Source organism: Erythrobacter sp., assembly GCF_030066995.1.
GTDB lineage: Bacteria > Pseudomonadota > Alphaproteobacteria > Sphingomonadales > Sphingomonadaceae > Erythrobacter.
Map to the genome: position 1 here is coordinate 1,025,626 of NZ_JASJAP010000001.1, position 26,085 is coordinate 1,051,710.

The following is a 26,085-nucleotide window of genomic DNA, read 5'->3' on the forward strand; positions in this document are numbered from 1 at the left end:
ACCTACGCCGCCTCGCGAGAATTTCCGTCTTCAAGCCACTCGATCAGCACCGTGAGAACATGGCGGAAAGAGCGTTCCTGCTCCTCAAGCCGCTGCTCGAGCCGTTCGATGGCTTCGCTCATTTCGGGATCAGTTGCCTGACTTGTGTCGTGCGCCAGGGCGCTGGCCGCTTGCAGTTCGCCAATCGCGGCTTCCAGCTCGGCGGAGCGATCCTCTGCATCGGACATTGCCGCAGCGCTCTGCGCGGTGCCCACATCTGGGCCGGTGAGGCGTTTCGGCTCACTCGCTTGCGATGGCGCGCCGCGCGTTTGATCCGCCATCATTTCTTCGCAGACCGCTTCGAGCATGGACTGACTGAGCGTATCTTCGTCTTCAATCGCGCCCAGCAGCAAAAGCCGGTTCATCACCTGGTTTATCCGGCGGGGTATGCCGCGCGTTGCATTGAACAGATCGGGCGCCAGGCCTTCGCCTAACGTCGGTCGACCGTCCCACCCGACCTGCTTCAGGCGATGTGTGATATAGTCTTCGAGCTCATCAGGCTTGAGCGCATCAAGGTGGTGCGAGGCGATGATGCGCTGGCGCAATTGCTCAAGATCGGGGTGATGGGCGAGAGTGCGGCGAAACTGGGGTTGCCCAAGCAAAAGGCTCTGAAGCAGTGGGTGCGAGCCGAGCTGGAAGTTTGAAAGCATCCGCAATTCTTCCAGCGCGGTGAAATCGAGATTCTGGCACTCATCGACAATCAGCAGACACCGACGCCCTTCGCGCGCCTCGTCCTGAAGGAAACGCTCGATCGCCCCGAGCGCGCTTGCCTTGTCCTTGCCCTCAATGTCCAAACCGAACGCCTGGGCGACCACATGCACCAGTTCTTCGCCATCAAGCGCGCTGGTGACCACCTGCGCAGCTGTCAGCGCCTTTGTGTCGATACGCTCCATGAGATGCGCGACGAGCGTGGATTTGCCCGCCCCAACCTCACCGGTGATCACGATGAAACCCTCGCCCTGGTTAAGACCATAACTCAGATAGCTCATCGCCTTCTTGTGGCTGGCGCTTTCAAAATAGAACTGCGGATCGGGCGTCAGTTGGAAAGGTCTGTCGCTGAGGCCGTAATGTTGCTCGTACATGATCGTTTCGCTCCACAAGAACTCAGAGATTGAGCCGAAGGCCGACCAGCACGCTTGCGGCGGCAAAATCACTATCGCTGAATTCACTATCGAAATAGTCAACGGCGACCGCGGCGCGGGCCGACAGACGGCTTGAAAGCGCGCGATCATAGGCGACCGACGCGCCGTAAGCGGTCAGATCGGCTGCGTCAGTCTCACTGGTGAACCAGTTGACGTAGGCGTTGGCGCTGAGAAACCCGCCCCGCCCCAAATCCCGTCCGAGCGAACCCAGGACGTAATAGCTCTCGTCGCGCTGACCATCGATTGGCTCAAACACGGTCCCTTCGGCGCCGATGAAGGTCCGGCGATCATACCCCGCGACGAGAGCGGCGTTGGTGCGCCCCGGCGTTCGCTGATAGCTGACGCTGCCCCCGCGGCCGCGGAACGCGGTCGAGCGGGTCGAGCCTAGCGTTCCCAGCTCCGACGCGCCATCTTCGCCAACGACGAGGCCGCTCAGGTCGCCGGTCAGCGCATTGCGCGTCGCGGAAAAATCCGCGCCGAGGCCACTAAGAGAGTTGGTCAGCGCACCGCCAAAGCCGGTGAGCCCGTCATAGACATTGATCGCAAACGCGCTGCGGCTGTCGGGTGTGTAGGTGAAGTTGCCAAAATAGGTCGTTGAAGCGTAGCGCCGTCCAACCGTTGCACTAAGCGCCGTCCGGCGGCTCGGGTTCCAGATAACGCCGACATCCCAGATAAGGCCGTCCACGTCGTAGGCGATCAAGCGCGGGGATTCGGCGTCGGTTATGAAACGGCCGTCATCCCCAATGAGAGGATTTCCGTCTCCATCGCGAAGCGCGTCGCGGCTTGAGACCTCTACATCCTCATACCCGATACCGCCAACAATGGCTGCGTTCTCGGTGATCGGCACCGTAACGTCACCGCGAAGGTAGACATCGCGCACGCGCTGGTCGAGCGTGTCGACGTCCTCCTGGAAACCACCCGCGCCAACGCCGATCCCGACCGGGAGCCCATCGCCAGGACGCGTTGCCAGGCGGATTTGCCCGGCATAGGTCACGCTTTCATCGAACGCGTCGAGCGGCTCGCCCTCCTCGCTTAGAAGGGAGTCGCTGACCTCGATGCGGTTATAACCGACGAACGCGCTTCCTGTAATGTCGAGGATACCCGCGCGCGTTGCGAGCGTGGGACCGGCGTATAGGCTGAAAATCTCGCTGGTCTGATCCTCGGCGACGAGCGGATTTGTCGTAACGCCGCCGCCGCCATCGATGCGGGCCCGGCTGGCAAGAGCGCCCGCTTCAAGCGTCAGCGCCCGTGGAACCACCCCCACCGAGCCGCGCGCGACCCCACTGATAGCGTCGCTATCGACCGCTTCGCCGTAGCCAAAATTGCGCTCATAGCGCACGGATAGAGAGGCGGCCGAGTTACTGCCTTGAACGATGGTATCAACGCCCGTTGCAACTTGGGTGAAAGTCAGAACGTTGTCGCCCGGCGTAAGCTCGGCGGTGAGAACCTGACTGACTTCGATGTAGGGTTGCACAAAGGTGCGGTTTTCGCGCTCGCCCTGGGCCGGTTGCGCCGCGGCAGGCGCGCCAACTATCGCGCTGAGCATCATCGCCAGCGTCGCCATGCAGGCCCGAAGGGCTGGGCTCACGTCAGGTCCCCTCGCCGATAATCTCCGAAGCGCCGGCCAGAGGGACTGAATTGCGCAGCGTTCAGTAACAATTTGAGATCGCGGCACCCGGAGAGCAACTGGCGCGCATCGTCGATGGCCGCACGCCCGGTTTCATCAGCGCGCACCACCAGCAGCGCCTGGCCAACATGCGCGGCCAGCTCCGCGGCCGGAGAGGCTGCGAGCGCAGGCGGCGTGTCGAAGATGACGATGCGGTTTGGCGCCCCGCGCGTCAGCCGGTCGAGCACCTGCGCCGTGCGAGCGCTTGCGAGGTATTCGGAATCGCGCGCGCTGCAATTGCCCGCGGGCATGATGAAGAGCCGATCGATATCGGTCGCCAGGGCCAGTTCTTCCGGCCTTTGTCCATGGTCCGCGAGAGCGTCCATAAAGCCTGGCGCTTCTTCGATCCCGAAAACGCGCGTGATCGAGGGGTTCATCACATCGACGTCGACAAGGAGCACTTCGATGTCGCGCTCAGCGCTCAGCGCGATTGCAAGATTGGCCGCGCAAAAGGTCTTGCCCTCGCCCTCGTGCGGCGAACTCACAAGAACACGCCGCGCCATCCCGTCTGGCCCCTGGCGCGCATCGGCCAGCAACTCGCGCTTGATGATGCGGAATTCCTCAAGCAGGCCGGTCACAGGGTCTTCGGGGACGATCAGCCCGTTACGGCGCAAGCTGAAGCGGTCAATCGCTGCGTGCGGGCCACACAGGGTAACGCGCGAAGCTGAACTCGCCTGCGAGCGGACCATGGGGGATGGCGGCTTAGCCGGAACAGGGGTTGCCTCTTTCTCGGGCTCAGCCGAAGCGCTTGACGCCTCATCTACGGAAGGTGCGTCATTTCGCCGCACGGGCCGCTCGGGCAGAACGTCAGGAACCTTCGCGGGGCCTAGCGCTTCGACCCCAAAGGCCGCCTCAGCGCGCTCGATCAGCGAACCGCGTTTGCGACGGAACGGGTCTTGCCCGGCGGGCTGTATCGGTGTGTGCTTGGTCATGGTCCGTCCCTCACGCCACCGAACGGATCGAGACGATTTCGATCACAAGGAGAAGAACACACACCCCGACCAGCGCGGCGGTCGCGCCGCTGAACTGAATCAAGCGCCGCTTCGCCAGCGCACGCGCCGTATCCGAGACGGTCTGAGACACCGTCCCGATCACCGGCAAGTCAAAAGTGCGTTCGAGCTTCTGCGCGGTCATGAAGGTCGAGCGCATCTGACCCAGCGCCCAGGCGCTCCCTGCGCCCGCGCCCAGACCCACGATCAGCACGCCGACCAGCAACAACGGACGGTTGGGAGCGGCGGGCTCTTGCGGCACGACGGGAGGATCGATCAGGTCGAATTTGAACTGGCTGGTCTGATCGTCGACTTCGCCTCTGGTGCGGATATCCTCGCGATCCTGCAGCAGCTTTTCATAGTTCTGCCGAAGCACATCGTAGTCGCGGCTGATCCGGTTTGCCTCAGCGGCGATGGCGGGCTCGGAGGCCTGGCTTGCGGTCAGGTTGGCAATCTGGGACTGGATACCGGCGCGCCGCGCTTCGAGCGACTGGATATTGGCTTCACGCTCAGACCGGATCGCGACCAGCGAGGAATAGACCTGGTTCGGCGTGCCGATCTCGTCCTCGGGTCCAGCGTTCTCGGCTTGCTGACGTAATGCCACCACCCGCTTGATCGCCGCTTCGACGTCCGGATGCTGATCCGTCAAGCCGCGCGCCTTGAGCGCTGAGAGCTGTTGCTGCGCTTGAACCAGCGCCGCTTTCGGTCCGCCCAATCCGTCCGGGCCGATGATCGTCCTCGGCGTGTTCGCGATCTGGCTATCGAGTGAGGCAAGCGACGCCTGCGCGCCGGCCATGTCGGCGTCGATGTCCCGCATTTCGGTGCGCAACTGCTGAATCTTGGTCGAAAGCGTGGCCGATCCGCCAATGAGGTCCGGATACTTTGCTTCGAACTGAAGGCGACGCGCTTCGGCGTCTTCAAGCTCGCGCTTGCGCTCGGCGAGCTGCTCGTCGATCTTTGCCAGCGCGCGATTTACCCCTACCCGGCTCCCGGCGACATGGTCCTCGCGAAAGATGTCGAGCAATTTTTGGACAACGTTCCGCGCGAGCAGCGCGTTCTCCGCATCGCTCAAGTCTCCGCGACCAACCGTTGCAGAAATCTCAAACAGATTATCCTCTTCGCTGAGCACCGAGACCTTTTCCGAAAGGCTCTCGATCGCCTTGGTCATCGCCCCGCGACCATCGATGCCCTCTCCCAGCCTCGTGCCGGTGAGGACCCTTTCAAGGTTGGTGTTGCTCGCCAGCGTCTGGCGGACCTTCTTGATCTCCTCGCGGCCATCGCCGGCGATCCCAAGCTGTTCGGACAACACATCCTCGACATCGACATAGATACGAGCGCGCGAAGTGTACGAATTGGGGATGAGCGCCACCGCGACCCAGCCCAGCAGGCACACCACCCATGCCACACCCAGCGCGATCCAGCGACGGTGCCAGACCGTGTAGAGCGCCGTGCGCACCTCGTCGTAGAGTTCGTCCATGCCCAAAGGAGCCTTTTAGAACCGGCTTTCGGGGATCGAGATCGTATCGCCCGGTTTGAGCGCGACGTTTGCGGTTGCATCGCCCTTGTTGAGCAGATCCTTGAGACGCAGGCGGTAAAGCACGTTCTCACCCGATTTTGCGTCGTAGCGCGTGAGCGTCGCGCGGTTTCCGGCTGCAAACTCGCCAAGACCTCCGACCTCGATCATGGCGTCGAGGATCGTCATATTGGCGCGGTAGGGAAGCGCGGCCGGCTGCGCGCCGGCGCCGGTTATGCGGATTTGTTTCGACAGTTCGCCAACCGACTTGTTGACAATCACCGACACAATCGGCTGCTCAATATATTCCAGCAGCACGTCGCGAATATCGTCCTGAAGCTGAGTGGGTGTCTTGCCCACCGCAACCATGTCGCGCACGAGCGGGATGGTGATACGCCCGTCTGGGCGGACCTGAATTTCCTCCGCGCTCAGTTCCGGATTGCGCCACACATGGATGGTGATGTTGTCGGCAGGACCGATCAGATAGTCTTCTTTGGGGGCGGAGGGCGCGGCGCTTGGCACGGCGGGCGGCAACTCGACGCGCGGACCGTCGCCGCAAGCGCTCAGCAATACAGAAGCGAAGACAAACCCCGCAAACCGGAAACAAGAATTCAAGTAACCCATTTCCCACGCATCCTTGGCCTGACCTAGCCAGCCCGGATCCCCTGCGCAGGAGCGACCTGCTGACGGCGCTGACGTTAAGCCCGATTGGTTTGGCCAAGAATGGTGAAAATACCCTTAGGAATCACACCTCGATTCCGGCTATTCCCGATCTGGGACAGCGGGTCTTGGGAGGGTTAACGCTGCGCTCGGTTGGATCCCGGCTAGACCAGCATTTCCGCCGCTGGACCGTGGCCAAGAAAAGCCGATGGGCTCGCCGTTGCCCCATAGGCCCCCGCGCAGAACACCGCGACCAAATCGCCGACCTCCGCGCGCGGCAACAACGCCTGATCCGCAAGCCGATCGAGCGGAGTGCACAAGCAGCCCACGACGTTGACCTCATCATCGGCTGGCGCGTCGAAGCGCGAAGCGATTGCGACTGGGCAGTTGCGCCGTACGACAGTGCCAAAGTTGCCCGAAGCGGCGAGTTGGTGATGCAGACCGCCATCGGTGACGAGGTAGGTCACACCGTAGCTCACCTTGCGGTCAACGACTCGGCACAGGTAAACACCCGCTTCACCGACTAGGAAGCGTCCCAACTCAAGGCACAGTTCGGCCCGGGCCAGAACCGGTGGCAGATCAGCAACCATTTCGCTGAGCGCTGCGCCAACGGCCGGAAGGTCAAGAGCCTTGTCCCTGGGAAAGTATGGAATGCCAAACCCTCCGCCCATGTTGAGCTTTGGTAGCGGAACGCCGACCGCATCGGATAATTCTTTTGCAAGTTTAAGGACGTTACCTTGGGTTTCTATGATGTCGTGTGAGCTCAGCGCCTGGCTGCCGGTGAATATATGCAAACCACGCCAAGCCGCCCCCTCAGCGATTACGCGCCGCGCAAGGTCGGGCACGCGTGCGGCGTCGACGCCAAAGGGTTTGGCCCCACCTCCCATCTTCATGCCTGAGCCTCTGAGCTCGAAATCGGGGTTCACTCGGATCGCGATGCGCGGCGTCCGGCCAAGCCTCTGAGCAATCGTCAAGGCGCGGTCGGCCTCGCCTTCGGATTCGCAATTGAGCGTGACGCCCGCGGCGATGGCCGATTCCAACTCGTCGTCGCGCTTGCCTGGTCCCGCAAAGCTGATGCGCGAGGGGTCCAGACCAATCGAAAGCGCCAATTCAAGTTCACCGGCAGAGGCGATATCGAAGCCGTCGACAAGAGGCTCCAAATGACGAATGACGTCCGGGTGAGGATTGGCCTTGATTGCGTAATTCACGCCGATACGCTGGGGCAGAGCGGCGCGAAGGTCGGTCATGCGCTGGTCGATGTGGGAGCGCGAATACACGAACAGCGGCGTGCGGCCCGCCTCGGTGACGAGCGCGCTGGCCCGCTTCCCGCCCACAGCAAGTTCACCTTCCAGCGTCTCGTAACCGGGCGGTATTGGACCGAGGGGTTTGCTCACGCCTCGCTCTCCAACAGATCTCGATAAAGCCGCGTGCGATCGACTTTTCCGTTCGGATTGAGTGGCAACGCGGTACGCCAATGAATCTGGCGCGGCTGCATAAAATTGGGAAGCTCACGCCCAAGGTGCTTCGCAAGCGCTTCTTCAGCCTCGTCGCTCCCCTCGCCGCGCACCACGAGATGCACCGCGTGGCCCAGCCGCTTATCCGGCAGTCCGAACGCGACCGCCTCGGCCACGCCCGCAAACGCAGTCGCGGCCTCTTCAATCTCTTGCGGACTGATACGGTTGCCAGCGCTCTTGATCATCGCATCGCTGCGTCCGACGAAATAGAGCAAGCCATCCGCCTCGCGTTTGACGGTGTCCCCCGACCACACAGCGGTCCCACCATAGCGCGAAGCCGTGGGGGCAGGTCGAAAGCGCCGGGCGGTGCGCTCTTTGTCCTGCCAGTAGCCCTTCGATACAAGCGGACCGCAGTGCACCAACTCCCCCTCCTCGCCAGGCTGTGCGACAGAACCGTGTTCGTCCACGACAAGTATCTCCGCAAATGGAATAGCAGTCCCCATGGAGGTGGGATGCGCGTCAACCAGAGCGGGATCAAGATAGGTTGACCGAAAGGCCTCGGTCAGGCCGTACATTGCATAAAGGTCTGCCATTGGAAAATGGCCGCGTAGATCGCGCACCAGGTCGACGGTCAGCGCACCACCGCTGTTTGTGAGCCGCCGCAGGTGCGCGCTCGCTTCGGAAGGCCATTCGATCTCGGTCAACTGCACCCAAAGCGGCGGAACAGCCGCCAGCGTCGTCACGCCGTGCCGCGCGCAGGCTTTGGCGACGTCCTTTGGAAAGAGATAATCCAACGGCGCCACACAACCGCCAGCGTACCAAGTCGAGAGCAGCTGGTTCTGGCCATAATCGAAGGACAGAGGCAGAACCGCCAACGTCACGTCATCGCTACCTAACTTGAGATAATGCGCGACGCTTACCGCTCCCAGCCACAAGTTGGTGTGGCTGAGCATCACACCCTTGGGTCGCCCGGTTGATCCGCTTGTGTAAAGAAGGGCCGTCAGGTCATCCGGGTCTGCACCGGATGGCGGAAGATCCGATCCAAACGCGTAAGCGCTTTGCAACGCATCGTCCTCTTCGAATACCTCGCAAGTTGCAGGCACACCCCCCTGTTCCAGAGACGAAATCCGCGCTTTGTTGCCGATCAACGCACTCGCTCCGCTATCGGCGAGAATGTACGCCGCCTGCCCGCGCTTCAACAGCGGATTGATAGGCACGTGAACCAACCCCGCCCGCGCCGCGGCCAATGGCATCAGGCACGTGAGTTCACCCTTGGCCGCCCAGGTGGCAACCCGCGCGCCCGGTGTATTCACTCGGTCTGCCAACCATCCCGCGAGCGCCGAAACACGCTGTCTTAACGCCTTATGGCTAAGCGTCTCAGCCTTGAGCGCCAGCGCTGGCCGTTCCTCCCATCCGGAAAGGCATCCCCTTTCAACAAGATGATCGAGCGGAAACGGGGTTGGATCAAGAGGCAGTGACATTCAGCTTTCGCCAAAGGGCTCGTGTGGGTGATTGAAGCGCGGTATCACGACAGCGTTCACGTCTTGCAAGAGATGTTTGATAACCGCACCGCTTTCGACGACGCGCCAACGCCTTTTGACCGCGCGCAATGGTTTGCACTTCTCGCGCAAACCGGCCTTGCACCGCTCATCGTTTCGGCTGAAAATGCGGACGGGCGCGCGGCGCTCGCGCTGACGGAAAAGAACCGGCGGATTGAGCCGCTTCGAAACTGGTACAGCTTTACCTGGCGGCAAATCGGCGCGCGAGGACCGCAAGGCGACGTTTTGCTAGCGGCGATTGCGCAAAAGTTGCGCGGGCGCGCCCATCGGGTCACGCTGGCGCCGGTCCCTGAGGAAGACGGCTCGGCCTCAGCCCTTGCCAAGGCTTTCGGAAACGCGAGTTGGCGCGTTGAAGTCTCCCGATGCGACACCAATCATGCGCTGCGCGTTGCCGGCCGATCCTTTGCGCAATACTGGGCGGCGCGGCCTGGCCGTTTACGCGGAACATTAAAGCGCAAGGCGAGCAAAGTGAACGTAGTGATCTGCGATGCCTTCGAGCCCAATGCCTGGCAAAGCTTTGAAGATGTTTACGCCGCAAGCTGGAAACCATCCGAAGGAAAGGCGGCCATGCTGCGTGCTTTCGCCGAGCAAGAGGCGCGCGCGCGCCGGCTGCGCCTTGGCCTTGCAAGCCATAAAGGCGAGCCAATCGCCGCGCAGTTCTGGACCGTTGAAGGCGGCGTTGCCTACATTCACAAACTCGCGCATCGAGAATGCCATCGGTACCTTTCGCCCGGAACGACCTTGATGGCCGCTCTGTTTGAGCGCGTCATCGACGGCGACGGTGTCGAGCTCATCGATTTCGGGACTGGTGATGAGCCGTTCAAGCGGGATTGGATGGAAACGACGCGACCGCGATACCAAATCGATTGCCTCGACATGCGCAGCGCGCGGGCATGGGTCGATCTGGCCCGTCTCGCTTTGCGCCGCTCCTGGGAAGCCGAAGTGCCAGCTCTTGCGCGCGTGCCCTTGGATAGCTAAATGCGCGCGCCATCGGCAAGGCGCTCGGTGAACCGCGCAATAAACTTCGCTTTGCCGTAAGGTTTAAAGCCCGATAGAAGGGCCCTGCGGGTCAGGAAAAAGGGAACGCCAGCCCATGAGCAGCCAGCCAATCGTGCACGAAGAGTTTGATGCGCAAGACGCTGACGCCCCGTCACTCCACGATGGACGGGCCGCTGCGGAAGCAGCCCCCGTCGATGGGGAACTCAAAAGCATACTTGCCGATGTGCTTGGACTTTCGGAGAGGAATGCAGCCGCCCTGACGCCCGAGAGCGGCCTTTTCGGCCACCTACCCGAACTCGACTCGATGGCTGTCGCCGGCCTTTTGACGGAAATCGAAGACCGGCTCGATATCGTGATTGAAGACGACGATGTCGACGGAGAAATGCTGGAAACCTACGGCGCTTTGCTCGGGTTCGTTCAATCCAAGATTGCCGACCAAGCGCCGCACAGCTGAAGTCGCTTGGTCGCAAGCGGCGGCGTCCCGATGGAACTTCGTAGCTGGACCCCTTACCATTCGTCGTTGAGCGAAGGGCCAGAAGAATTGGCGCTTGCGATTGACCGGGATCGAGGGAAGCGGCTGCTTGTCGTCCCCGCTCTGTTTGATGAGGCCAACAAGATGCGACGGTTCACGCTTGGCGTGATGCGAGCGCTTGATGAAGCGGGGATCGACACGCTCTTGCCCGATTGGCCGGGGTGCAATGAGAGCCTTTCGCACTTGGCGGATCAGACGCTTGAGTGCTGGCGCAGCTGCGCTGACCAGGCGGCGCGGGGTTTTTGCGCCACCCACGTCCTCACCATGCGCGCCGGGGCATTGCTCAGCCCGGCCACCCTCCCGGGATGGCGGTACGCGGCCACAAGCGGGCGAAAGCAGCTCGCCGGTCTCCTTCGGGCGCAAGTTATTGCCGAGAGGGAGGCGGGGCGGAACAGGACCCGCGAGGAGTTGCTCTCTCAAGGGCGGCAAAGCGGGCTCATGCTCGGCGGGTGGGATATTGGAGCAGAAATGCTGAAAGAGCTTGAGACAGCCGAGATTCCCCAGATTGAAGGGCAATCTGAGGTCGAGCAAAGGCGTCTTGGCGGCGCAGGTCTTTGGTTGCGCGCTCAGCCAGATGATGACCCCGCGCAGGCGCTCGCCCTTGCGTCCATTGTCGCTGCCGAGATTGCCGGGCAAGCAGAGCCCGCACCATGAGCCGACTGCACCTAACCTTTGCCTGTGGTAGTCTGACCCTGGCAGGCACGCTCGACACAGCGCCGGGCAAGACAGGCCTTCTGATCGTAAGCGGCGGCAACGAGGTCCGCTCTGGCGCTTTTAGCGGTCAGGCTCAACTGGCCGCCACGATTGCCCGCGCAGGATTTCCCGTCTTTCGATTTGACCGGCGCGGAATAGGCGACAGCGAAGGGGAAAACCGCGGCTTTCGTTCATCGGCGAAGGATATCGCCGCTGCGCTGCGCGCCTTTCGCGCCATCGCCCCCGATGTTGAACGGATTGTCGCTTTCGGCAACTGCAACGCGGCGAGCGCCCTGATGCTGACGGAAGGTGCGGGGTTTGACGCTCTTGTCCTTGCCAACCCCTGGACAATTGAAAGCGCCGAAGTCGAAACCGACGCGGCCGACGCGCTGCCTGCTAGCGCCATTCGCCAGCGCTACGCCGAAAAGCTGAAGAACCCGAGCGAGATACGTCGTTTACTGACCGGCGGCGTAAGTCTTCGCAATCTGTCGCGCGGCCTGCTTCAATCCGTTCGATCCGACCCGATCGCGACTGGTCTTGCGCAAGAGATCAAAGCGGGACTTGAGGCGTATTCAGGGCCTGTCTCAATCCTTTTGTCGGGCGATGACCGAGCGGCGCAGGCTTTCGAGTCGAGTTGGGATAGCGCGGACCCGCGAATCGAACGCTGCGCGGGCGCAGGACACGCCTTTGTCGAACCGCCCCACCGCGAATGGCTCTACGCGCGCATCCTTACCGCGCTCAGAGCGTCATTGCCGCGTGAACAAGCTGATGAGCTCGACATGCGTTGACCAGCGAAATTGCCCAACGGGACGGAGCGCCTCGAGCGCAAAACCCGCCTGTGTCAGCGTCGCGGCATCGCGCGACCAACTGGATGGATTGCAGCTGACATAAACGACCCTTGCAAGGTCGCTAGCAGCAATCTCGGCGACCTGAGTTCTGGCGCCAGCGCGCGGAGGATCGAGCACGGCCGCGTCAAAGCGGTTCAGTTCGGTAGGCTGTAGGGGATTGCGGAAAAGATCGCGGTGCATGGCGTGAACCATGCTCTTGGAACGCCCGCTGGTCGCTTTCAGAGCAAGGTAGGCGGCCCGGTCAGCTTCCACGCCAAGAACTTTACGCTGCTCAGCAAGCGCAAGAGCGAACGTGCCGAGCCCTGCAAACAGATCAACCACCGGCCCAGCTCCATCTAGGAAGCTGAAGGCGTCGGCCACCATTCGCGCTTCCGCATCGGCTGTCGCCTGCAGAAAAGCGCCGACCGGCATCGGCACGCGGTTACCCGAAAGCGTAATAGTGACCGGCTCCGGCTCCCAAACGGTTTCGGGTCCGTATCCATGGTCAACGCTCAACCGCGCCAAATTCTGGGTCCGAGCGTAATCCAGCGCCAACTCGGTCTCCTCCAGCCCCTCGGACGCCAGATTACTGATCGTAAGGTCAACCCCTTGATCGCAGAGTGCAAGGCCCACATCGACCGTGCCTTTGCTCGCGTTCTGCGCAATGAATTCTCGCAGAGAGGGAATCTGCGCCGCGAGCTCGGGCGAGAGAACATCGCATTGCGTGAGGTCGACAATCCGGTGCGAGCCGCTTTCGCGAAATCCGATCAGCGCGCCCTTCTGCGTGCGAATCGCGTGCAGGGTGCCGCGGCGGCGGGTGTGTGGCGGCGAAAGGTGCGTGGCGAGGAGCAACTGAGGCTCCAGCCTCTGGCCGTGTGCTGCGTTGAGCACCCTGCTGGTCACAAAATCGGAAAGCGTGGCCTCGTCGGCGTATTGCAACTGGCAGCCGCCGCACCGACCGAAATGCGGGCATGGCGGCTCGGCGCGGTGGGGGCCGGGCTCAACCCGGCCGTCCGCATCGACCGTATCGCCGGGAACTGCGCCTTGCACGTGGCGGCCGCTTTGGGTGACGCCGTCTCCCTTCGCGGCGATCCGCGCTATCGTTTCGACCTCGCTCACAGGCAGACGGCTACAGCGTCGCTGACGCGCGCGGCCAGATCATCAGCGGTAAAGGCAGGACCGCAAAGCCGCGCGGCCTTGGCGTGGAGCCAAAGAGCCTCATACGCGGCCTTGTAAGGCGCAGAACCGGTTGCGAGGCGGCTGACAAGAATGCCAGCGAGCACATCGCCGCTGCCAGCGACCGACAGCCAGCTTGTCGCAGCCGGGCCAATCGCCAGCGCGCCGTCGGGCAACGCAACGAAGCTGTCGGGCCCCTTCGCCAGCACGATCATGCCGCTCGCCGCCGCCAGCGCTTTGGCCTTCGCCATGCGTCCTTGCGCGATAACGGAAAACCGACGGCACAGCGCGTCGAGTTCTCCATCGTGCGGCGTCCCGATGATCAATCGGTCCTCTCGCATGTCTCCAGGCTCGAGACAGTGCAAGGCGTCAGCATCGAGGACCAAGGAGTGCCCGCTTTCCAGTGCCAGGCTGAGCGCGCCGCGTGCGGCTTCATCGCGCCCGAGGCCGGGCCCAACCAAGACCGCTGCGATGCGGCTGTCGGATAGAGCCTCCGCAAGAGGCGAGGCCTCGCACACCAATCCGGGCGGCGTACCTTCAACGCACGGACCCGTCCGCTTTACATAGCCCGCCCCACTCCGCATTGCGGCCTTTGCAGCGAGCAGGGAGGCCCCTGGCATATCGCCGCTCACGACTACGCAAAGCCCGCGGCGGTATTTGTGTGCATCAGTCGCCGGCGCGTTAAGTCGTGGCTTCTCCACCCTCTGCGCCGCGCCCTCAACCGGCTCAACGCCAATGGGCACAAGGCGCTGGGTACCAAGGTACGGGCGCGCCGGGGTCAGGCAATTGGCAAACTTCCACGAACCAAGCGCAAGCGTCGCGTCAAAGCGGGGCAGCTTCTCGTTGAGCGGTTCACCCGTATCGGTCGCGATCCCAGAGGGCACATCAACCGCGATGCAAGTCTCGTGGCGCTCGGCAAGGTCCCGCAGCAGCAAGGCGTGTTCCGCGCTGAGTGGCCGCACCAATCCTGAGCCGAACAGGCAATCGACGAAGACACCGCCATCGGTCCTGCCACCGGAGGTAAGCGCCGTACCACCCCACGCCTCTTTCGCGTCCTTCGCGGCTTGTGTCTTGGGCGCCAACGGAGCCACGACTTGTACCTTTAGACCGGCCTCGCAAAGGCGCCGGGCGATGACATAGCCATCGCCGCCATTGTTTCCGGGCCCGCACAGCACGGTTACACCTCGCCCACTGGCAAGACGCCGCACCCACTCCGCCGCGCCCCCGGCTGCGATTTCCATAAGCTCGCCAACCGTCGTGCCCGCATCGAAGATGCGCCGCTCAGCCGCGCGCATTTGCTCGGCGGTGAGGACTTGGGCGGCGCTCATGGAGTGGACGATGCAATCAGATCGAGGCCGAAGCGGTAGCGGTGCTCCCGTGTGGCGAATTCGATTACGCCGCCAGCTTCATCATTTGAACCCAAAGCCGGCCCTTGAACCCGGAACTCGACTACGGGCTCGGCGCCATAGGCTATCACCGCCTCGGAACCTTCGCCGAGGAACCGGAAACGATAGAAGGCGCCGTCGGGATGATGGATCACAAACACGTCGTCCGCTGCCCTTTCGAGCACGCAGTCCGATGCAAACGCTGCGCCCTCGCCCAGCGCGCATTCGATGCTCACTCCTCCGGGTGCGCCGTCCTCGGGAGCGCAGGCCGACAGCAACGCGATCGACGCAAAGGCGAGCCTAGATATCCGCGTATACATGGGTTTCCGCTTTCGCACCCGGATGCGTCAGAGCTCCGGTGCGCGCCGAGCCAACGTTCTGAGCGTACCGCCACAGTGTGCCCGATTGATAGTCGTTGGTGCGCGGTCTCCAGGCCTTGCGGCGTTCTGCCAGCACAGCCTCGTCCACTTCGAGGTCGATCGTGCCCGCTTCGGCGTCGATTGAAATGGTGTCTCCGTCTTCGACCAGCGCAATCGGTCCACATTCCGCCGCTTCCGGGCCGACATGGCCGATGCAGAAACCGCGCGTGGCGCCCGAAAACCGCCCATCGGTGATCAGCGCGACCTTCTCTCCCATCCCCTGCCCATAGAGCGCGGCGGTGGTCGACAGCATTTCGCGCATACCCGGCCCGCCCTTGGGCCCTTCGTACCGGATGATGATCACGCTGCCTTCCGCGATGTCGCGCGCTTCGACGGCGGCAAAAGCGTCTTCTTCGCGGTCAAACACGCGCGCAGGCCCGGTGAACTGCAAGCGTTCCATACCCGCCACTTTCACGATTGCGCCATCGGGCGCGAGCGAGCCCTTGAGGCCAACCACACCGCCCGTGGGCGTGATCGGGTTCGAGACCTCGTAAAACACCTTCTGATCGGGGTTCCAGGTGATTTCTTCGATGTTCTCGCCCAGCGTCTTGCCTGTACAAGTGATCGGGTCGGGATCGAGGAAACCCCCGTCGAGCAGCGTCTTCATGCCCATGTAGACACCGCCCGCCTCGTGCATGTCTTTGGCGACGTATTTCCCGCCCGGCTTGAGATCCGCGATGTAAGGCGTCGATTTGAATATCTCAGCGACGTCGAACAGGTCGAAATCGATTCCCGCTTCGCTTGCCATGGCTGGCAGGTGGAGCGCCGCGTTGGTCGACCCACCGGTTGCGGCAACGACGCGCGCGGCGTTTTCGAATGCGGCTCGCGTGCAGATGTCGCGAGGGCGCAAATTGCGTTCGAGGCAGACCATGACCTGCCGCCCAGCGGAAACCGCAATGTCATCGCGCGATCTGTAAGGAGCGGGCGCCATATTGCTGTTTGGCAAGGACAATCCCATCGCCTCGCCAACACAGGCCATCGTGTTGGCGGTAAACTGGCCGCCACACGCGCCGTGTCCCGGACACGCGACCTTCTCGAGCGCGGTCAGCTCCTTCAAGGGACAATTGCCCGCAGCGTGCTGGCCCACCGCCTCGAACACGTCCACCACGGTCACATCCTCGCCCCGGTGCGTGCCGGGAAGGATTGAGCCACCATAAACGAAAATGCTCGGAATATTGAGCCGCAGCATAGCCATCATCATGCCCGGTAGGCTCTTGTCGCATCCCGCAAAGCCGACAAGCGCGTCGTAGCAGTGGCCGCGCACCGAAACTTCAATGGAATCGGCGATGATCTCGCGGCTCACCAGCGAGCTCTTCATGCCCTGGTGACCCATGGCGATCCCGTCCGTGACAGTGATCGTGTTGAACCGTCTGGGCGTGCCGCCCCCTTCAACCACGCCTTCGCGGCAGATATCGGCCTGTGCGTTAAGCGTTGTGTTGCACGGCGCGGAATCGTTGCCCGCACTCGCCACCGCCACAAAGGGCCGCGCGATCTCTTCCTCGGTCATCCCCATGGCGTAGTAGTAGGACCGGTGCGGCGCTCTTTCGGGGCCCACAGAGACGTGACGCGAGGGGAGTTTCATTTTGTCGAAGCGTGAAGACATAAAGTTACCCGTGGACTGCTCTTCGCCGTCTCCCTGCCGTCAGGACAGCGCCAGCGCAACCCTTCCCGCGACATCGGCGATCATCGCCGCCCAGCGCGCCTGTTCCGCGCGCGTGGCGATCAGATCCTGACGGATCTCGATAAAGCAATAAGGGCGAGCGTGCGCTTCGGCGTGACGGTTCATGGTCGCGTTGAGCTCTGAGCCCGAATAAGGCTCATTCTCACCGACATTGAGCCCCAGCTCACCAAACAGGCGAATTGCATGACGAGCGGCGCGGTCATCCTTGTTGTAAAGCAAGGAGACCTCCCAGGGGCGCTCTTCTCCGGTGCTCGCGAGCTCCGGAGTGAAGCTGTGCAGCGACAGGATCAGTTCGGGCGCCTGGCGCTCAAGCCATTCCGCCAGCGCGGCGTGATAGGGCCGGTGAAAGCGATCGAGCCGCATCTCGATATCCGCGCCGATGTTGCCCGGTATCAGATGCCCGTCGCTTTCCGTTGGGACCACTTTGGGGTGATCCTCTTCGCGATGCAGATCGACGACAAGTCGGCTTACCGTGGCCATGTGAGCGGGGATCGCGTGACGGCGCGCAAGCCTTTGGACAACGCCTTCGATCCCGACATCCAGCGCGATGTGCTTGTCCAGCAGCTTTGACGGGATACCAAGGGGGATGTCCTCGGGCACGAAATTGGACGCGTGGTCGGCAACGCACACTATCCGGGCTGCGTGCGGGTTGCCCGCATCGTATTCGCCTAAATGTTTGTAAGGAAGATCATCTATCATGCGCTTTCCCTAGCGCAGTTTGCCGCCGAGCATCCACCATTGCGGGCGATCTGTCGCGATATGGGCCTGCGCGGCATCGCGCTGCACCTCGGTTTCGAAAAGCGCAAAGCACGTCGCGCCCGAACCCGACATGCGCACAATCCAGGCCTCGGTCGCGTTAAGCGCTGCCAGCACGTCGCCAATCACCGCGCACTGCGCGAGAGCGGGCGCGTGGAGATCGTTACGACCCTCCAGAGTGATGGTGCGGGCCGATCCTTTGGGCAAAGGCCCGCGATCTTTGGTGTCCCACGCCTTGAAGACCGCTCCGGTCGAAAGCGGAACGCGCGGATTGACCAACAACACCGGGGTTCCTGTCAGATCATTGTCCACGGGGACGAGCTTGGTGCCGGTGCCATAGCCAATCGCCATCTCGCTGCGCACGCAGGAGGGCACGTCGGCGCCCAGCTTGGCCGCGCGGGTTTGCCAATCATCGGGTAGGCCGTGGAGTTCCTCCACCATACGAAACACCGCGCCGGCGTCAGCGGACCCGCCGCCGAGGCCAGCGGCCACAGGCAGGTTCTTTTCCAGCGTGACCGCGAGCCCCTGAGGTCGTGGAAGGGTCGCAAGCGCGCGGGCGACAAGATTGTCGAAGACGCCTCCTCCCCCTTGAGGGGGAGGATCAAGGTCGGGGTGTTCGTCGGTCGATAGCTGCGAGCCCCCACCCCCAGCCCCTCCACCCAGGGAGGGAAGCGGAGAGGTGAGCAGCCTCGAGAACTCGCCGACGACATGCAGGCTGTCCTGTTCCGCGACCCTGGCCGTCAGCGTGTCGCCCGCATCGACAAAGGCGAACAGCGTCTCAAGCTCGTGATATCCGTCATCACGCCGTTCGCGGACATGCAGAGCCAGATTGATCTTGGCGTAGGCGGTTTGCTGCATGTCATTTTGGCTCCCTGTGAAGAGACAGACCTTTAGACCTCGCGCAGATGACCGCCACTGACGTTGAATTCTTTGTTCAAATCGACGAGATGATGGCCAAGAATGGTTCGAGCCTTCCGATCAATCACAATAGCGAGAAGAGAGTTGAAGCGACTCGTCCCAATGAGGACATGCTCATAATGCCCTTCCGGTTGCCGATAGACGTAGTGAACGTCATTCAGTTTCTCGATCCCAAGCTCGTCCAACTTGATTGCATCTACATAGGGCCAGATATCGAGAAGCTCCTCTGCAGTCTCGGTCACATCCTCCATCGGATACGAGAAGGTCGCCAGATACTCTTCCTTTGGCAACCTTCTCGGTAAATCCACGGTCGCTTTTCCCTACAGATCGGATCACATATTCGGATAGTTAGGCCCGCCGCCACCCTCGGGCGTCACCCAGTTGATGTTCTGGTTGGGGTCCTTGATGTCGCAGGTCTTGCAGTGGACGCAGTTTTGCGAGTTGATCTGGAATTTGGGCTCCTTGCCTTCTTCCTCAATCCACTCATAGACGCCCGCCGGGCAATAGCGTGCGGAAGGCCCCCCGAAGACATCATACTCGCTCGCCTTCTGAAGCTCAGCATCGCCGAGTTGCAGGTGAACCGGTTGGTCTTCTGCGTGATTGGTGAAAGAAAAGGCAACGTTGGTGAGGCGATCAAAGCTGATCACACCATCGGGCTTGGGATAGTCGATCTTGGGATAGAGGTCTGCGCGACCTGTCGCCTTGTAATCCGCGTGGTGCTTCATGCTGATCGGCAGGCCGATCTTGAGCGTGCGCATCCACATATCGACGCCCGCGAGCAGCGAGCCAATGTCGTCGCCATATTTCGCCACGGCCGGCTCGGCGTTTTGCACCTTCTTGAGCTCGTCCGCGATCCAGCTGGAGCGAACGGCAGGCTCGTAACCTTGAAGTTCAGGCTGGCTCTCGTGAGTCTCGATCTCGGCCACGATCGCCTCGGCGCACAGCATGCCCGATTTCATCGCGGTGTGGCTGCCCTTGATGCGCGGCACGTTCACAAAACCCGCCGCGCATCCGATCAGCGCGCCACCGGGGAAAGCGAGCTTGGGCACGGATTGCCAGCCGCCTTCGTTGATCGCGCGCGCGCCATAAGCGACGCGCGTGCCTCCTTCGAGGATCGCCTTGATCTCCGGGTGCGTCTTCCAGCGCTGGAATTCCTGATAGGGCGAAACCCAGGGGTTCTTGTAGTCAAGCGCCGTTACAAAGCCGAGCGCGACCTGATTGTTTGCCTGATGGTAGAGGAAGCCCCCGCCCCAGGTGCCGCTTTCGCTCAGCGGCCAGCCTTGCGTGTGAAGCACCCGGCCCGGTACATGCTTGTCCGGATCGATGTCCCACAGCTCCTTGATGCCAAGCCCGTAGACCTGCGGCTCGCAATTGGCCTCAAGATCGAACTTTGCTTTCATCTGCTTGGTGAGGCTGCCGCGCGCGCCCTCGGCAAACAGCGTGTACTTCGCCTCGATCTCCATGCCCGGCGTGAAATCGGGCTTGTGACTGCCATCTTCAGCGATGCCCATGTCCTGCGTGATCACGCCCTTTACCGCGCCGTTTTCGTCGAACATGACCTCGGACGCCGGGAAGCCCGGGAAAACCATCACGCCAAGCTCCTCGGCGCGCTCGGCCAGCCAGCGGGTAAGATTGCCGAGCGAACCGGTGTAGCAGCCGTGATTGCTCATCAGCGGAGGCATGACGATGTGCGGCAGCGATGTCTTGCCCGTCTTGCCGAGGACCCAGTGCCAGTTGTCGGTCACCGGCGTTTCCGCCATCGGGCAATCCATTGTGCGCCATTCAGGCAGCAATTCGTCCAACGCCTTTGGATCGACGACCGCGCCCGAAAGGATATGCGCGCCGATCTCAGACCCTTTTTCGAGCACAACCACTTCGAGCTCTTCATTGAGCTGCTTCAGCCGGATCGAGGCCGAAAGGCCCGCTGGCCCTCCGCCCACGATCACTACGTCGCAAGGCATGCTTTCGCGTTCAATCATCGAGTAACTCTGTCCCTATTCGCGCGAAGCCGGTATCCACGCTGTTTCCGATCTTGGCACCCACTTGCTAAGCCAGTTCAAGACAGTCAAGACCCGTACCCAACGCCATGAACGCCTCCGCCCCCCCACCGATCCCACCTCTCGCTGAGGAGATTGCCGCTGCCCTCGAATGGTGGCGCGATGCGGGAGTGGCCGAGTTTTGCGACGATGACGCTACGGCTTGGCTCGGCTCATCGAAGGACGACGAAGCGAAAAAGGAGACGGCGGCGGCAGGCCGAGCGCGGTCGGAAAGCCCGGAGCTTGCTTCCGTAACGCCACAAAAAGCCCAAGAGAGATCGATCGAACGCGTCGATTTTTTTGCTGAGGGCCGACCTTCGACGCTGGACGAGTTCCGCGACTTCTGGCTTGAGACGCCGGGGCTCGACACAGTTGGAACACGCGGCCGCGTGCCCCCGCGCGGTGTTCGCGAACCGGAACTCATGGTCCTTGTGGTCGACCCGGAAGAGAACGACGTCGACACATTGCTGTCCGGACCTCAGGGCCGTCTGCTCAACGCCATACTCAGCGCTATCCAGGTCGATCCCGATCGGACCTATATCGCTTCGGCCCTGCCGCGCTACACGCCGATGGCGGATACGAAAGCGCTGGCAGCCGGCGGGCTCGACGAAGTGTTGCGCTGTCACATCGAACTCGTTGCGCCAAAACGGTTGATGGCGTTTGGTGCAGGACTTGCCCCGTTTCTCAGCTCGGATGTAGCAAACATTCAGACACCTTTACCCATTGGTAACCACGTTGCGGCGAAGACCCCGGTGTTCACCAGCGAGGGGCTCCGCAGTCTGATGGATGTCCCGCGCCTGAAGGCCCGGTTCTGGCGGAGATATATCGAATGGTCATCGCAGCGCGAAGAAAGCTAGCCTCCTGGTCTGGCATCGGGCTTTGCGCGGCCGCTTTTCTCTTCGGGAACCAGGGCGCGCTGGCGCAATCTCTCGAGATCCCGGGCAGTATGGCGGCACACTACGAGAACGCCCCGGATATCTCCACGCGTCTGAGCCGAGCGCTGCCGCGGATCCTTTCCGAGCAGCAGCGGGCACGTTATCGGGCCGTCTTCGCCGCGATCGACGCTGAAGACTGGAAGACGGTCGAGACGCAGCTCAAGAACGCGCGCGGCGAAGTCCTCTACCAAGTGGCGCTTGCCGAGTATTTTACGCATGCGCGAAGTCCAAAAGTCGGCGGTGAGCGGATCGCGGAGTGGTTTCGGGACGGAGTCCATTTGCCGCAATCGGAGCAATTGGGTCGGATGGGAGCCAGGCGAGGCCTCGATGACCTCCCAACTTTTCCCAGCGAGCAGGCGCTGCGTTTTCAGACAGGCGCCGCCAAGCGCATCCGCCCCCGCACCGTGCGCGACGGTACAATGCCCGAACGCAGCCGCTTGGCTGTTCTCGAAGCGATCAAGAACGATGATCCCGTAACCGCGCACACCGCTCTGGTGGAGGTCGACGCTCAGCTGAGCTCCGAAGCGCGGGCCGAATGGCGGCAGCGCGTGGCGTGGAGCTTTTACATCGAGAACGACGACACAAGCGCGCTGGCGATTGCCGAGACCGTAGCTGATGGCAGCGGGCCCTGGGTTGCCGAAGGCGAATGGGTTGCCGGGCTGGCGTCCTGGCGACTTGGTTATTGCGATCTCGCGGCCAACGCCTTTGCCAAGGCGGCCTACACATCCACCAACCTCGAGCTTACGGCGGCGGCGCATTACTGGGCGCACCGCGCGCTTATTCGTTGCCGCGAACCGGGCCGAGCGCAAGACCACCTTTTGAACGCCGCGCAATACAGCGAAACGCTCTACGGAATGCTCGCGGGCGATCAGCTCGGCCTTGCGCTGGCGCCCATGAGCGTTGGTGCGGGCTTTACCTCCGACGACTGGCGCCTGTTGCAAGCGCGCCCGAACGCTCAGGTTGCCGTTGCGTTGATAGAGGTGGGCCAGACAAGCCTTGCCGACGAAGTGCTGCGACACGAAGCCAAGATCGGCGGCGCCCGCGCTTACACCTCGCTGGCGAGGCTGGCGCGCGAATTGGGTCTTCCCTCCACCCAGCTCTTCATGGCGCACCACGCGCCTTACGGGGAGCGGGCCGACCCGGCGCTGCGTTATCCGGTGGCGAGCTGGCGTCCCAAGACAGGCTGGCGGGTCGATCCGGCGCTCGCCTTTGCCCACGCGCTTCAGGAGTCGAACTTTCGCGCCTCCGCCGTGAGCCCCGCAAACGCACGCGGGCTGATGCAGATCATGCCGGGCACGGCGCGCGATCACAATCGCAGGATGAACCTTGGCGCAAGCTACGCCGATCTCAACGATCCCGAGGTCAACCTTGCCTATGGCCAGCGGCATCTCGAGATGCTGCGCGATGCGCCAGCCACGGGCGGCAAGCTGCCCAAGATCATGGCGGCCTACAACGCTGGTCTGGTACCGGTGACGCGTTGGAACGCCGAGATCAGGGACTTTGGCGATCCTCTGCTCTGGATGGAATCGATCCCGTACTGGGAGACGCGCGGCTACGTCGCGATCGTGATGCGCAACTACTGGATGTATGAGCGCGCGGCGGGCGTCCCCTCCCCCTCGCGCCGAGCGCTGGCGCAAGGGCGCTGGCCAGACTTTCCCGTGGTCTCTAGGGTGCGCAGCGCGCAACTGGGGCGTGGCGAATAGGGAAGGGATAACAGCGCCGTGGCGATCGATCCGGAGAAGATATTCCAACCGATCAATATCGCGGTCCTGACGGTCTCCGACACACGCACGCCCGAAACCGATACGTCGGGCAACATCCTGGTGAAACGACTGGAAGACGCTGGACACACGCTGGCCGCACGGGCGATCGTGAAAGACGACGCAGATCTGCTCGCTGATCGATTCGATCGGTGGATCGAGGACCGTGAGATCGACGCGATCATCTCCACAGGCGGCACGGGCCTGACGGGCCGCGACGTGACGCCCGAGGCGCTTTCGCGGATCGAAGGCGGGCGTGACATTCCCGGCTTTGGCGAGCTGTTTCGCTGGCTCAGTTACAAGACGATCGGCACCAGCACCGTGCAGTCTCGCGCCTGCGCGATCGTCGCGCGCGGCACCTACATTTTTGCCCTGCCCGGCTCGAACGGCGCGGTGAAGGATGGCTGGGACGGCATCCTCGCCGAGCAATTGGACAGCCGCAATCGCCCCTGCAACTTCATCGAGCTGATGCCGCGTTTGCGCGAGAAATAGATCCGCTCGCCCATCGGCAGACGAAGGTGACAAAGCCGACACCCTGTCAACCGGCAATTCCGTCCTTTTCCCTCTTGGAAACAATGTCTTAAAACCATCCTGCGAAGTTGACACTTATCCTACTCGATCCACCTTCTGCGAAACTATTGTTCGCAAGGAAGTCCGATCCCAAGCGCAGGAGTACCGGTGTAGGAAAACGAATTCTGCGGTGACATCGCTCCGGTTGTTCTCTATACGTTCCTTTCATGCGAACCCCGCTCTCCCACACCCATCCCGATGCGGAGAATGGACGCGGCGCACCTTCGGGTGATGTCTCGACACGCTTCGGACTGGCCGAGCGGGAAATAGATGGCGATTGGCGCGATTACATGCGGCAACTGGACGGTCCGGCGGTCAAGTTGCGCACCCGCGTCACCGAAGAACACCCCAAGAGCATCATCAGCTTCAACACCTCGCCCGATGTGCCTTTCGATCGCTCGATCAACGCCTATCGCGGGTGCGAGCATGGCTGCGTCTATTGCTTTGCGCGCCCCACGCACGCTTTTCACGACCTTTCCCCCGGCCTCGACTTCGAAACCCAGCTGTTCGCCAAGCCCGATGCTGCACGGCTGCTGCGCGAGACGCTGGCCAAGCCCAAATATCGGCCCAGGCCGATTGCGATGGGGACCAACACCGATCCCTATCAGCCGATCGAGCGCACCTACCGCATAACCCGGCAGCTCCTTGAGGTGTGCCTCGACGCGCGTCACCCGGTGACGATCACCACCAAGTCGGACCGGGTGATCCGCGACCTCGACCTTCTGCAAGAGATGGCGGCGAAGCAATTGGTCGCTGTCGCGATTTCGGTTACGACCCTCGATCCAGCGCTTTCGGGCAAGCTGGAGCCCAGATGCGCTGCCCCCGCCAAGCGGCTTGCGGCATTGGGCAAGCTGGTGCGCGCCGGTGTGCCCGCGCACTGCTCGATCTCGCCCATCATCCCCGCACTCACCGATGAATTCATGGAGGCGATCATCGAACGGGTTGCAGCGTTGGGCGTCCAAAGCGTCGGCTGGATACCCTTGCGCCTTCCCCACGAAGTCGCACCGCTGTTCCGCGAATGGCTCGACGTCCATTATCCCGAGCGAGCGGGCAAGGTGATGAGCATCGTGCGTTCGATCCGCTCAAAGGATGGAAAGGGCCGCGACAACGATCCCGACTTCTTCACGCGCATGAACCCGAGCGGCGTGTGGGCGGATTTGTTTCGGGCGCGCTTCAAGGTCGCGTGCAAACGGGCGGGCGTGGGGAAGCATCGCTTCGAGCTCGATTGCTCACGCTTCAGACCGCCGGAGGTCGGTGGGCAGATGCGGCTGTTTTGACACAAGACCACCATCGAAGTTCAGGCTCACGGGCCGGAGGTCTCGAAGATCCGAATGCGTAACCGTTTGTCAACGTCGAGAGAATAACTCCTAAACGAAGACGGGAGCACCTATCCGTTGTTACGCTTTCTGACGACCTTCGACTTCACATTGGAGAATATTCTCCAATTCGTCGTCTACAGCGCGATCTTTGGCGCGATGGTGTTTTTCACCGCAAGAAGTCTGAAGTCAGCGCCTGTTGATTCGGAGGGTTGGCAGTGGGTTCGGCCTTCCTTCATGCATCACTTTGCCGTGGTAGGGTCGCTACTCTTCTCACTGCTGATGTGGTGGCTCTACTTTTTCGTAGGGTCTGCGCGTGCGGATGCCGAGTACCAAGAAACGGGAATGCTGCTCCTAGCACTGGCATTCGGTCTCGGCGCACTTGTAGTCTGGTGGCTGTTCTACGCGAACAGGATCTGCTGGCGTGATGATCGGATCAGGCTTTGGACATTACGGCGTTTCACCGAGTACAGCTTTGATGAGATTGTCGAGATTAAGCAGGCGAATGGCGAAGGCAATTGGAGGATCACCTTCGAAGATGGTCGGTCCGCTACGGTCTCGGAAATGAGCCACGGCTTTGATGATCTAGGTGATCATCTCGAAGAATATATGGTCTAACCAAACCCATCCCCCAACACGCCCGGTGCAAACCGCATTAACCGACTGTCCACCAGTGAAGCGGTGCGGTTGGTCACGGCCTTCTGATAATCCGGATCGGTCACCATCTCCAGGAACGCCGCCGAATTCGGGTAGAAGGCGACGAAACCATCGTGCCAGACCTTTTGATCGGGCGTCGGCCCGGTGACCATCGTCTGGAACGCGCCGCGCCAGACAATCTCGCCACCGACGCGCGAAAAGATCGGGCCGCTCGTCTTGCCGTATTCCTCATACGCGCGTCGGCCCGACCACCCCTTGCCGTGATGCTCATGGTCCTCTGGATATTTCGCGAGATCGCGATAGCGCAGCAGGTTGAGCATATGGATGGGCTCATCGCGCGGCAGGTCCTTGAACGCCTTCCAGTTTTCGGGCGACGGATCGATATAGGGCACCGCCATCGCGT

25 protein-coding genes are annotated in these 26,085 nt (G+C 62.1%); 9 read left to right on the plus strand and 16 right to left on the minus strand.

Going from position 1 to position 26,085, the window contains the following annotated elements; translation table 11 throughout:
* Positions 1-2: 2 nt before the first annotated feature.
* The 7 genes from QNI87_RS04890 to QNI87_RS04920 form a co-directional block, all read right to left on the minus strand.
* Complete coding sequence (locus tag QNI87_RS04890; protein ID WP_300594759.1) at positions 3-1,121, minus strand: XrtA/PEP-CTERM system-associated ATPase; 1,119 nt, start codon at positions 1,119-1,121, stop codon at positions 3-5.
* A gap of 22 nt (positions 1,122-1,143) precedes the next feature.
* On the minus strand, positions 1,144-2,769 hold the full coding sequence (locus QNI87_RS04895; RefSeq protein WP_300594761.1) for a preprotein translocase subunit YajC: 1,626 nt from the start codon (positions 2,767-2,769) through the stop codon (positions 1,144-1,146).
* Positions 2,766-3,779, minus strand: a complete 1,014-nt coding sequence (locus QNI87_RS04900) for a P-loop NTPase (protein ID WP_300594765.1) — start codon at positions 3,777-3,779, stop codon at positions 2,766-2,768. Before QNI87_RS04900 ends, QNI87_RS04895 begins: the two co-directional genes overlap by 4 nt.
* Before the next feature lie 10 nt (positions 3,780-3,789).
* Positions 3,790-5,313 (minus strand): XrtA system polysaccharide chain length determinant, encoded by a 1,524-nt coding sequence (locus QNI87_RS04905; protein ID WP_300594768.1) that lies wholly within the window; start codon positions 5,311-5,313, stop codon positions 3,790-3,792.
* Between the two features lie 15 nt (positions 5,314-5,328).
* The gene (locus QNI87_RS04910; protein WP_300595318.1) at positions 5,329-5,883 is read right to left on the minus strand and encodes an XrtA/PEP-CTERM system exopolysaccharide export protein; all 555 of its coding nucleotides are present in this window, start codon (positions 5,881-5,883) and stop codon (positions 5,329-5,331) included.
* Positions 5,884-6,173: 290 nt separating this feature from the next.
* Positions 6,174-7,403, minus strand: coding sequence for a pyridoxal-dependent decarboxylase, exosortase A system-associated (locus QNI87_RS04915; protein WP_300594771.1), 1,230 nt, complete (start codon positions 7,401-7,403; stop codon positions 6,174-6,176).
* A complete protein-coding gene (locus QNI87_RS04920; protein ID WP_300594774.1) occupies positions 7,400-8,944 on the minus strand; it encodes an acyl-CoA ligase (AMP-forming), exosortase A system-associated in 1,545 nt (514 codons plus the stop codon). Before QNI87_RS04920 ends, QNI87_RS04915 begins: the two co-directional genes overlap by 4 nt.
* A 27-nt stretch (positions 8,945-8,971) precedes the next feature.
* Between QNI87_RS04920 and QNI87_RS04925 the strand changes: the two genes are divergently transcribed.
* The 4 genes from QNI87_RS04925 (at position 8,972) to QNI87_RS04940 (ending at position 12,034) form a co-directional block, all read left to right on the plus strand.
* Positions 8,972-10,000 (plus strand): GNAT family N-acetyltransferase, encoded by a 1,029-nt coding sequence (locus QNI87_RS04925; protein ID WP_300594777.1) that lies wholly within the window; start codon positions 8,972-8,974, stop codon positions 9,998-10,000.
* A 232-nt stretch (positions 10,001-10,232) separates the two neighbouring features.
* Positions 10,233-10,475, plus strand: coding sequence for a phosphopantetheine-binding protein (locus tag QNI87_RS04930; RefSeq protein WP_300595319.1), 243 nt, complete (start codon positions 10,233-10,235; stop codon positions 10,473-10,475).
* Between the two features lie 30 nt (positions 10,476-10,505).
* Positions 10,506-11,207, plus strand: a complete 702-nt coding sequence (locus QNI87_RS04935; RefSeq protein ID WP_300594780.1) for a hypothetical protein — start codon at positions 10,506-10,508, stop codon at positions 11,205-11,207.
* Positions 11,204-12,034 carry a hydrolase 1, exosortase A system-associated gene (locus tag QNI87_RS04940; protein WP_300594783.1) on the plus strand — a complete coding sequence of 277 codons (831 nt, stop codon included), beginning with the start codon at positions 11,204-11,206 and terminating at the stop codon, positions 12,032-12,034. Before QNI87_RS04935 ends, QNI87_RS04940 begins: the two co-directional genes overlap by 4 nt.
* Here QNI87_RS04940 and QNI87_RS04945 read toward each other — a convergent pair.
* From QNI87_RS04945 to QNI87_RS04980, 8 genes are read right to left on the minus strand one after another with little or no spacing between them, the layout of a single operon-like run.
* Positions 11,993-13,192: a class I SAM-dependent RNA methyltransferase gene (locus tag QNI87_RS04945; RefSeq protein ID WP_300594786.1), complete on the minus strand. Its 1,200-nt coding sequence runs from the start codon at positions 13,190-13,192 to the stop codon at positions 11,993-11,995. The genes QNI87_RS04940 and QNI87_RS04945 overlap by 42 nt on opposite strands.
* Positions 13,189-14,577, minus strand: a complete 1,389-nt coding sequence (locus tag QNI87_RS04950; protein ID WP_300594788.1) for an NAD(P)H-hydrate epimerase — start codon at positions 14,575-14,577, stop codon at positions 13,189-13,191. Before QNI87_RS04950 ends, QNI87_RS04945 begins: the two co-directional genes overlap by 4 nt.
* Positions 14,574-14,954: a hypothetical protein gene (locus QNI87_RS04955; protein ID WP_300594791.1), complete on the minus strand. Its 381-nt coding sequence runs from the start codon at positions 14,952-14,954 to the stop codon at positions 14,574-14,576. Before QNI87_RS04955 ends, QNI87_RS04950 begins: the two co-directional genes overlap by 4 nt.
* Positions 14,935-16,656 (minus strand): dihydroxy-acid dehydratase, encoded by a 1,722-nt coding sequence (ilvD, locus tag QNI87_RS04960; RefSeq protein ID WP_300594794.1) that lies wholly within the window; start codon positions 16,654-16,656, stop codon positions 14,935-14,937. The genes QNI87_RS04955 and ilvD overlap by 20 nt, the downstream gene beginning before the upstream one ends.
* 39 nt (positions 16,657-16,695) lie before the next feature.
* On the minus strand, positions 16,696-17,433 hold the full coding sequence (locus tag QNI87_RS04965; protein ID WP_300594797.1) for an N-formylglutamate amidohydrolase: 738 nt from the start codon (positions 17,431-17,433) through the stop codon (positions 16,696-16,698).
* A gap of 9 nt (positions 17,434-17,442) precedes the next feature.
* Complete coding sequence (locus tag QNI87_RS04970) at positions 17,443-18,348, minus strand: 4-(cytidine 5'-diphospho)-2-C-methyl-D-erythritol kinase (RefSeq protein ID WP_300594800.1); 906 nt, start codon at positions 18,346-18,348, stop codon at positions 17,443-17,445.
* Positions 18,349-18,380: 32 nt separating this feature from the next.
* Positions 18,381-18,716, minus strand: coding sequence for a hypothetical protein (locus QNI87_RS04975; protein ID WP_300594803.1), 336 nt, complete (start codon positions 18,714-18,716; stop codon positions 18,381-18,383).
* A gap of 24 nt (positions 18,717-18,740) precedes the next feature.
* Positions 18,741-20,387 carry an electron transfer flavoprotein-ubiquinone oxidoreductase gene (locus QNI87_RS04980; protein ID WP_300594806.1) on the minus strand — a complete coding sequence of 549 codons (1,647 nt, stop codon included), beginning with the start codon at positions 20,385-20,387 and terminating at the stop codon, positions 18,741-18,743.
* Between the two features lie 107 nt (positions 20,388-20,494).
* Between QNI87_RS04980 and QNI87_RS04985 the strand changes: the two genes are divergently transcribed.
* The 5 genes from QNI87_RS04985 (at position 20,495) to QNI87_RS05005 (ending at position 25,643) form a co-directional block, all read left to right on the plus strand.
* Positions 20,495-21,301, plus strand: coding sequence for a hypothetical protein (locus tag QNI87_RS04985; RefSeq protein WP_300594809.1), 807 nt, complete (start codon positions 20,495-20,497; stop codon positions 21,299-21,301).
* 89 nt (positions 21,302-21,390) lie between these two features.
* Positions 21,391-23,082 (plus strand): lytic transglycosylase domain-containing protein, encoded by a 1,692-nt coding sequence (locus QNI87_RS04990; protein ID WP_300594812.1) that lies wholly within the window; start codon positions 21,391-21,393, stop codon positions 23,080-23,082.
* Positions 23,083-23,100: 18 nt separating this feature from the next.
* On the plus strand, positions 23,101-23,631 hold the full coding sequence (moaB, locus tag QNI87_RS04995; protein ID WP_300594815.1) for a molybdenum cofactor biosynthesis protein B: 531 nt from the start codon (positions 23,101-23,103) through the stop codon (positions 23,629-23,631).
* 245 nt (positions 23,632-23,876) lie between these two features.
* Complete coding sequence (locus QNI87_RS05000; protein ID WP_300594817.1) at positions 23,877-24,986, plus strand: PA0069 family radical SAM protein; 1,110 nt, start codon at positions 23,877-23,879, stop codon at positions 24,984-24,986.
* Between the two features lie 117 nt (positions 24,987-25,103).
* The gene (locus tag QNI87_RS05005; RefSeq protein ID WP_300594820.1) at positions 25,104-25,643 is read left to right on the plus strand and encodes a hypothetical protein; all 540 of its coding nucleotides are present in this window, start codon (positions 25,104-25,106) and stop codon (positions 25,641-25,643) included.
* Here the strand turns inward: QNI87_RS05005 and QNI87_RS05010 are convergent.
* Entirely contained in the window at positions 25,640-26,080 is a 441-nt protein-coding gene (locus QNI87_RS05010) for a DUF1330 domain-containing protein (protein WP_300594823.1), read from the minus strand. The two genes, QNI87_RS05005 and QNI87_RS05010, sit on opposite strands and share 4 nt — an antisense overlap.
* Positions 26,081-26,085 lie beyond the last annotated feature (5 nt).